The organism is Solidesulfovibrio sp. (genome assembly GCF_029978005.1).
Lineage (GTDB): Bacteria > Desulfobacterota > Desulfovibrionia > Desulfovibrionales > Desulfovibrionaceae > Solidesulfovibrio.
In genome coordinates, this window is record NZ_JARKOZ010000184.1 from 45810 (window position 1) to 53715 (window position 7906).

At 69.1% G+C, this 7906-nt stretch carries 5 protein-coding genes and 1 pseudogene; 5 read left to right on the forward strand and 1 reads right to left on the reverse strand.

The features are described from left to right. Nucleotides 1–79 precede the first annotated feature (79 nt). From Q1K70_RS19835 to Q1K70_RS19850, 4 genes are read left to right on the forward strand one after another with little or no spacing between them, the layout of a single operon-like run. Nucleotides 80–760, forward strand: a complete 681-nt coding sequence (locus Q1K70_RS19835) for a CerR family C-terminal domain-containing protein (RefSeq protein WP_300163640.1) — start codon at nucleotides 80–82, stop codon at nucleotides 758–760. Nucleotides 761–765: 5 nt separating this feature from the next. Continuing rightward, nucleotides 766–1911 carry an efflux RND transporter periplasmic adaptor subunit gene (locus Q1K70_RS19840; RefSeq protein ID WP_300163659.1) on the forward strand — a complete coding sequence of 382 codons (1146 nt, stop codon included), beginning with the start codon at nucleotides 766–768 and terminating at the stop codon, nucleotides 1909–1911. Next, nucleotides 1908–5012, forward strand: coding sequence for an efflux RND transporter permease subunit (locus tag Q1K70_RS19845; protein ID WP_300163642.1), 3105 nt, complete (start codon nucleotides 1908–1910; stop codon nucleotides 5010–5012). The genes Q1K70_RS19840 and Q1K70_RS19845 overlap by 4 nt, the downstream gene beginning before the upstream one ends. Before the next feature lie 30 nt (nucleotides 5013–5042). Next, a complete protein-coding gene (locus tag Q1K70_RS19850) occupies nucleotides 5043–6140 on the forward strand; it encodes an HDOD domain-containing protein (protein ID WP_300163645.1) in 1098 nt (365 codons plus the stop codon). Between the two features lie 61 nt (nucleotides 6141–6201). Here Q1K70_RS19850 and Q1K70_RS19855 read toward each other — a convergent pair whose 3' ends face one another. Next, nucleotides 6202–7155, reverse strand: a complete 954-nt coding sequence (locus Q1K70_RS19855; protein ID WP_300163647.1) for a hypothetical protein — start codon at nucleotides 7153–7155, stop codon at nucleotides 6202–6204. Between the two features lie 275 nt (nucleotides 7156–7430). Between Q1K70_RS19855 and Q1K70_RS19860 the strand changes: the two are divergent. Then, nucleotides 7431–7906, forward strand: a pseudogene (locus Q1K70_RS19860) (tol-pal system protein YbgF); the annotation flags it as partial.

Below are 7906 nucleotides of genomic sequence, written 5' to 3' on the forward strand. Positions count from 1 at the left end.
GCGTCGTCGCCGGAAAGTATTGACCGGCCTGGGGATGGCCCCTAGATTCCACGTGAACGCGTGTTCGAAAGGCGGTCTGATGTCGGGCAACGGTCGCGAGGACGAAACCCGGATGCGGCTTCTGGAAGCCGCCGGCGAAATTTTTTCCTGCAAGGGCTACCAGGCCGCCACGGTCCGCGAGATCACGAGGTCCGCCAGGGCCAACCTGGCTGCCGTGCACTACCATTTCGGCAGCAAGGACCGGCTGTACCAGGCCGTGCTGGAGCACGCCCACCGCGAGGCCGGCCGCCGCTTCCCGCCGGACCTCGGCCTGCCGGCGGGGGCCGACGCCAGGGCGCGGCTTTACGCCTACGTGCGCGCCCTGCTGCTGCGCCTGGAGGACAAGAGCCGCCATGCTTGGCTCGCTCGCCTCATGGCCCGGGAAATGGCCGAACCCACGTCCAACCTGACCCTGGTGGTGGAGCGCTGCCTGGCCCCGGCCAGCGCCGTGCTGCGGAGCATCGTGGCCGATCTGCTGGGTCCCGGGGCCCAGCCCCTGGAGGTGGCCCGCTTTTCCCAGAGCATCGTCGGCCAGTGCCGGCATTTCGTCCTGGACAGGCAGGTGCTGTCCAGGCTCCACCCCGACTGCGATCCCTGCCAGGGCGGCATCGAAGCCGTGGCCCTGCATGTCGTCCGGTTTTCCCTGGCCGCGCTCGGCTGTGTCGACGCCAGGGACTATGTCCCCCCAATCCTTGCATCCGAATGTGGAGACGCCTTGTGAGCCGCATGATTTCGCGCGCCGTTGTCCTGGCGCTTTCCGTTTTTACGTTGTTTTCCTGCAGCAGTGGCGAGAAGAAGCAGCAAGCCGCCGGCCGCGCCGTGCCGGTCCTGGCCGTGCCGGCCAAGATCCAGACCCTGCCCCTGGTGGTGCGGGCCGTGGGCAACGTGGAGCCCATTGCCTCGGTTTCGGTCAAGCCGCAGGTGGGCGGCACCGTCGTCGCCCAGCCCGTGCACGACGGGGCCGACGTGGCCAAGGGCGACCTGCTCTTTCGCCTCGACCCCCGGCCCTACGAGCTGGCCATCCGCGAATCCCAGGCCAAGCTCGACCGCGACAAGGCCCTGCTCGTCAAGGCCGAGGAAGACCTCAAGCGCTACGCCGAACTCAAGACGAAAAACGTGGTGGCCCAGAGCCAGTACGACGAGACCTATTCCCAGGCCAAGACCCTGGAGGGCACCATCCGCCTCAACGAGGCGACCCTGGCGCGCTCCCGGCTGGACCTCGAATATTCCGAGATCCGCGCCCCCATCGCCGGCCGCGTCGGTTCGGTGCTCCTGACCGTGGGCAACGTGGTGGCGGCCAACGACGACCGCGTCATGTGCGTCATCAACCAGATCAACCCCATCTTCATCTCCTTTTCCGTGCCCGAGCGCTACCTGCCGGCCATCCGGGCCCAGGCCGCCAAGGGTGGGCTGACCGTCTCGGCCGTGCCGGCCGGGGAGGAGAAGCAGCCGCCCGTCGTGGCCCAGCTTTCCTCGGTGGACAACGCCGTGGACTCCAAGACCGGCTCCATCCGCCTCAAGGCCGTCTCCCAAAACGCCGACCATCGCCTGTGGCCCGGCCAGTTCGTGCGCGTGGGCCTTGGCCTCGACACCCTCAAGGACGCCGTGGTCATCCCCACCCGGGCCGTCATGGACGGCCTCAAGGGGCCCTACGTCTACGTGGTGAAGGAGGACGGCCTGGTGGACGCCCGCACGATCACGCCCGGCCCCATCGTCGAGGACCTCACGGCCGTGGACAAGGGGCTCGAGGCCGGCGAGATGGTGGTGGTGGACGGCCAGGTCAGGCTCGCGCCCGGGACCAAGGCCGAGGTCAAGCCGGCCACGGACGTGGTGGTCGCCGGCGAGAAGGACAAGACGGAGGCGGCGCAATGAACCCGGCCGCCATATTCATCAGCCGGCCGGTCATGACCACCCTGGTCATGGCCGCCATCCTCATCTTCGGGGTCATGGCCTATCTGAAGCTGCCGGTCTCCGATCTGCCCAACGTCGACTTCCCCACCATCGAGGTGCGGGTGTCCCTGCCCGGGGCCAGCCCCGAAACCATGGCCGCCTCCGTGGCCAACCCCCTGGAGAAGCAGTTCGCCACCATCGCCGGCCTCGATTCCATGACTTCGGTCAACACCGTGGGCTCGACCCGCATCACCCTGCAGTTCGCGCTGGGCCGCAACATCGACGCCGCCGCCCTGGACGTGCAGTCGTCCATGACCACGGCCGGCAAGGACCTGCCCGACGACCTGCCCTCGCCGCCGTACTTCCGCAAGGTCAACCCGGCCGACGCGCCCATCCTCTACCTCGCCATCTCCTCCGACGTCATGCGCCTGTCCGACGTGGACGAGTACGCCGAGAACATGATGGCCCAGCGCATCTCCATGGTGCCCGGCGTGGCCCAGGTCACGGTCTACGGCTCCAAGAAGTACGCCGTGCGCATCCAGCTCGACCCCGAGGCCATGGCCGCCAAGGGCATCGGCGTGGACGAGGCCTCCACGGCGGTCAAAAACGGCAACGTCAACCTGCCCGTGGGCACGGTGTCCGGCCCGTCCAAGGAATACACCGTGCGCTCCAGCGGCAAGCTGCTCTCGGCCGAGGGCTACAAGCCGCTCATCGTCGCCTGGCGCAACGGCTCGCCCGTGCGCCTGGCCGAGATCGCCAAGGTCACGGACTCCGTGGAGGAGACCCGGCGCTACAACTGGTTTTCCGGCACCCCGGGCCTGGTCCTGGCCATCCAGCGCCAGCCCGGCACCAACACCGTGGAGGTGGTGGACGCCGTGAAAAACCTGCTGCCGCACTTCCAGACCCAGCTGCCGGCCTCGGTGTCGCTCAAGGTGCTCTACGACCGGTCCGTGTCCATCCGCGAATCCGTGGCCGACGTGAAGTTCACCCTCGTTTTGACCGTGTGCCTGGTGGTCATGGTCATCTTCCTGTTCCTGCGCAACATTCCGGCCACGGTCATCCCGAGCCTGGCCCTGCCCATGTCCGTGGTCGGCACCTTCGCCGCCATGTACGTGCTGGGGTTCAGCCTGGACAACATCTCGCTCATGGCGCTCACGCTCTCGGTCGGCTTCGTGGTGGACGACGCCATCGTCATGCTGGAGAACATCGTGCGCCACCTGGAGATGGGCAAGACGCCCCTGGCCGCGGCCATGGAGGGCTCCCGGGAGATCAGCTTCACCATCGTGTCCATGACGATCTCCCTGGCCGCCGTGTTCCTGCCGGTCTTCTTCATGGGCGGCGTGGTGGGGCGGCTTTTCCACGAATTCGCCGTGACCATCATGGTGGCCATCCTCATCTCCGGCTTCGTGTCCATCTCGCTCACCCCGATGCTGTGCAACCTGGTGCTCAAGCCCCACGCCGTGGTGCGCCACGGTGCGGTCTACAACGCCATCGAACGGGCCTTCGACGGCCTGCGGGACTTCTACGACGTCAGCCTGCGCCTGGTGATGCGGCATCATTTCGTGACCTTCTGCATCTCCATCGGCCTGCTCGGCCTGACGGCCTGGCTTTTCACGGCCATCCCCAAAGGCTTCCTGCCGAGCGAGGACACGGGGCAGCTCACCGTGACCACCGAGGCCGAGGAGGGCATCGCCTTTTCGGCCATGATGGACCGGCAAAAGCGCCTCAACGATCTGCTGTCCAAGGACCCGGACGTGGCCGAGTACATGTCCGTGGTCGGTTCCGGCGGCCCGAACAACACCAACAACAGCGGCCGCATGATGATCGCCCTCAAGGCCATGCACCAGCGCGAAGCCAGCGCCGACGAGGTCATGCAGCGGCTGCGGCGGGAGTTCGCCCAGGTGCCCGGGCTGCGTTCCTACCTGCAAAACCCGCCGCCCATCCGCATCGGCGGCCGCACCACCAAGGGCCAGTACCAGTTCACCCTGCAGGGGCCGGACACGGAGGAACTGTTCCGGGCCGCCGCCGCCTTCGAAGCGAAGATGCAGGGCATTCCGGACATCCAGGACGTGAGCTCCGATCTGCAGATCAGAAACCCGGAGCTGCGCATCGACATCGACCGCGACAAGGCCTCGGCGCTGGGCATCTCGGCCTTCCAGATCGAGGACGCCCTGGCCACGTCCTACGGCAACCGGCAGATCTCCACGATCTACGCCACCAACGACACCTACCAGGTCATCATGGAGCTGGCCCCGGACTACCAGGCCAACCCCGAGGCCCTGGCCCTTTTGTACGTCCGCTCCGCCGACGGCCAGCTCGTGCCGCTCGACACCCTCATCAAGCGCTCGGTGGCCGTGGGGCCGCTGTCGGTCAACCACTCGGGCCAGTCTCCGTCGGTGACCATCTCGTTCAACCTGCGTCCCGGCGCGTCGCTCGGCAACGTGGTCGCGGCCGTGGAGGATCTGGCGCGAAAGGAACTGCCCGGGTCGCTCTTCACCAGCTTCCAGGGCGAGGCCCAGGCCTTCCAGAGCTCGCTCACCGGCCTGTCGCTCCTGCTCGGCATGGCCGTGCTCGTCATCTACATCGTGCTCGGCATCCTCTACGAGAGCTTCATCCATCCGCTCACGATCCTCTCCGGCCTGCCCTCGGCCGGCGCCGGGGCCCTGGCCACGCTCATGCTCTTCGGCATGGACCTCAACATCTACGGCTTCGTCGGCATCATCATGCTCATCGGCATCGTCAAGAAAAACGCCATCATGATGATCGACTTCGCCCTGGAGGCCCAGCGCGGCCACGGCCTGTCCGCCCGGGAGGCCATCCTCGAAGGGGCGGTGACGCGTTTCCGGCCCATCATCATGACCACCATGGCCGCGCTCATGGGCACTCTGCCCATCGCCCTGGGCTTCGGGGCGGGAGCGGCCGCCCGGCGGCCGCTGGGGCTTTGCGTGGTCGGCGGCCTTGTGGTATCGCAGCTTCTGACGTTGTATTTCACGCCGGTGTACTACATCTACCTGGACGCGCTCCAGGATTGGCTCAGGCGGCGTTTTCGCGGCCGGGCGCGTCACGAGGCCCGGACCGCGTAGGCAGAAAGCTCGCATCCCCGAGGAGCGTCCATGCCGTGGACGTGGGCCATGCTCGGCATGGCCACGGCGGCCGGTCTTCTCGTCGTATTCCGGATATGCCTCAAACAGGGCGGCCATGCCCATGAGTCGCCATGCCAGCCCGCCCCCGTCCCCGGTCCGACCGGGGACGGGGAGGCGGGGGGCTTTTCGTGCGGCGTGTACGGCGACCGGCTGGAGCGGCTGCGCCGGGGCGCGGACGGGCTTTTGGGCGGGGCCGACGGCGCGGCCGAGGCCGAAGCCGCCGGGGACCCGGAGCTTTTCGCGCCGCCCGGGGAGGAGGGCGCGGCGCGCCTTGCGCGGGGCCTGGCCCGCCTTCGTGTCGGCGCGGCCGGGACCGAGGCCCTGCGCCGGCTGCACGACCCGGCCACCGGGCCGCGACAGCTCGCCGACCTGATCGCCGCCGACCCGGTCCTGACCGGCCGGGTGCTCAAGATCGTCAACAGCCCGCTTTTCGGCCTGCGCGCGGCCGTGACCCACCTGTCCCAGGCCATCGGCGTCATGGGCCTGGCCAATCTGCGCATGCTGCTTTTCGGCGAGTTCCTGGAAAGCGCTGGGGCCGGGGCCGGCCTGCCCGCCGCCCTGCGGCGCGAGCTGTGGCTGCATCTCGGCGCCACGGCCGCCCTGGCCCGGCGCATCGCCCCGGCCTTTCCCGGGCTCGACGCCGGGATGCTCTTCACCGCCGGCCTCATGCACGACATCGGCCGGCTCGTCCTTTTCGGGGCGGATTGCGGGGTGGGGTCGGGCGGGGTCCATCACGCCGTGGCCGGGGAGGCGGCCTGCGCCGCCTTCGACCTGCCTCTGCCCATCCGCCAGGGCGTGCTGCTGCACCATGCGCCGGTCTGCCTGGACCTCGAGGACCTGGACGCGGGAATGGCCGGCATCCGGGTGGCCGTGGCCCTGGCCGTGGCCGACGGCCTGGCCCATTGCCTGGAGGCGGGCGAGGCGGGGGGCGAAGTGGCCCTGTCGCCGCTTCGGGCCTCCTACAGGCCGCTTGTGCGGGAGAGCGCGCTTCGCCAGTGTCTGGCCGCGCCGGAGCTGCTCTTCGAGGTGGCGCGGCTGCGGGCCATGCTGCGGCTGGCCGCCGCCTGAGGGGAGACTCCCTTTCCAGGGCACGACGACGGCCATGCCTTGGAAAAGGGGCTTGGCGAAACTACGGCAGGAGGAAGGCCGGCAGCGCGCCGGGCAAAAAGACGGTCGTAAGCCCGGCCAGCAGGCCGGTGACGCCGGCGATCGAGGCGGCGAATCCGGCCGTGAGCATGAACTTGTGGCGCAGGGCGTTTTCCTGGGGCATGACCACGGCCGCGAAGAAGAGCGTGAGCAGGCTGCCCGTGCCGTAAAGGGCCACGGCCATGGTCAGGCGCGCGGAGAGCTCGCCGACCAGCGGCAACAGCCCGAGCACGATCCAGCCCATGGCGAAAAGGGCCAGGATCTGGCCCACGAAGGCGACCCTGGCCGCCAGGCGCAGAGTGAAGTTGTAGTAGTCCCGGCCGAAGTCGTCCCGGTCGCGCCGCCAGACAAGCCAGGCTCCGGTGTAGGTCCCGGCCAGGCACAGGGACAGGGCCACGCCCTCGGCCAGAAAGCGCCAGAACAGGGAGACGGCCGGCGGCAAAAGGGCGGCAAGCGTCGTCGGCGCGGGCAGCTTCAGGGAAAAGGGCCGCAACATGGCCAGCCCGGCGAAAAAGGCCAGCCAGAGGAGCAGGGTGGCGGCGAAGCCGATGGAGCCGTGCAGGGGCTTTTGCGCCTTGAGCCGCTGCCACAGGCCGCGATAGCAAAGGAATGCGGCCGCGCCGGCGACCACCGGCCCGGCCAGGGCGGCCAGGGGCAAGGGAACGCCCGCGAAATACGGCGCGGCGGCGGGGGCGAGAAAGCGCACGGCCGCCAGCGCGGCGCAGAGCGCCACGAAGACCCAGAGTCCGCCGAGCAGGGCGAAGGTGGCGGCCTGCTGGCCGAACTTGTCGATGAAGATCTTGAGCCGTTTGACCTTGGCCAGCCCGGCCACGGCGGTGATGGTGGGCACGCCGGCCACGGCCAGGGCCAGGCCGAGATGCGCGGCGCACAGGACCATGACCGCCCAGAAGACGGCGATGCGGAGGGCCTCGGGCATGGGGAGCGTTCTCCTTGAATCCGGGTTGGCGGCAATGGCGCGAGACGCCCTGCCGTGGGCTTGTGCCCTAAATTCGTCGTGGATGCAACAAAGCGGCCGGCGCGGCCGGGCAAGAATCGGCTTGCGCAATCAGTTCCGCTGACGTACTTTCGTTGGAAGTTGCGAGAGTTGCCAACATCTATCCACACCTTGCGCGCATGATGGGAAAACGGCTCCATACGGCGGCGGTCCTTTTCATTGCCTGCCTGCTTGGCGCATGCGGGCCGGGCAATACGTTGCGCACGCCGAGCGGCAGCGACGACTTCCGTCTCAAGGGCGTGGAATCCTCCCTGGAAAAGACCCAGGACGAGCTCAAGGAACTCAAGCGCCAGCAGGGGCACAACGAGGCCGCCCTGGCGCAGTTGCGCAAGCAGGTCGGCGACATGGCCGCCGCACTCAAGTCCAGGGGCATGGCCCTGCCCGCCGCTTCCGAACCCCAAGCCAGCGCCCTGGGTGTGGGCTTCGCCAATCCCGGCGTCGCCGCCGGTGCGGCCGAGGCCCGCGCGCCCCAACCGTCCGCTCCTGCTCCCACGGCAGCCCAGGTGCCTCACCAGCCGGGCGAACCGGAACCGCCCCACGGCATCCCCATGCCCGCGCCGGCCGCCGCCAACGCCGAAAGCCCCCCCGCGCCCCAAGCGCCGCCGGCCGCGGTCGCGCCCGTGCGCCAGCCCCCCGCGCCGGAGCCCGTGAGCAGCCGGCGCGGCGGCGGTCG

Coding starts and splice junctions, on each gene's coding strand:
- Q1K70_RS19845 (WP_300163642.1), top strand. CDS start 1,908: ATGAACCCGGCCGCCATATTCATCAGCCGGCCGGTCATGACCACCCTG.
- Q1K70_RS19835 (WP_300163640.1), top strand. CDS start 80: ATGTCGGGCAACGGTCGCGAGGACGAAACCCGGATGCGGCTTCTGGAA.
- Q1K70_RS19850 (WP_300163645.1), top strand. CDS start 5,043: ATGCCGTGGACGTGGGCCATGCTCGGCATGGCCACGGCGGCCGGTCTT.
- Q1K70_RS19855 (WP_300163647.1), bottom strand. CDS start 7,155: ATGCCCGAGGCCCTCCGCATCGCCGTCTTCTGGGCGGTCATGGTCCTG.
- Q1K70_RS19840 (WP_300163659.1), top strand. CDS start 766: ATGATTTCGCGCGCCGTTGTCCTGGCGCTTTCCGTTTTTACGTTGTTT.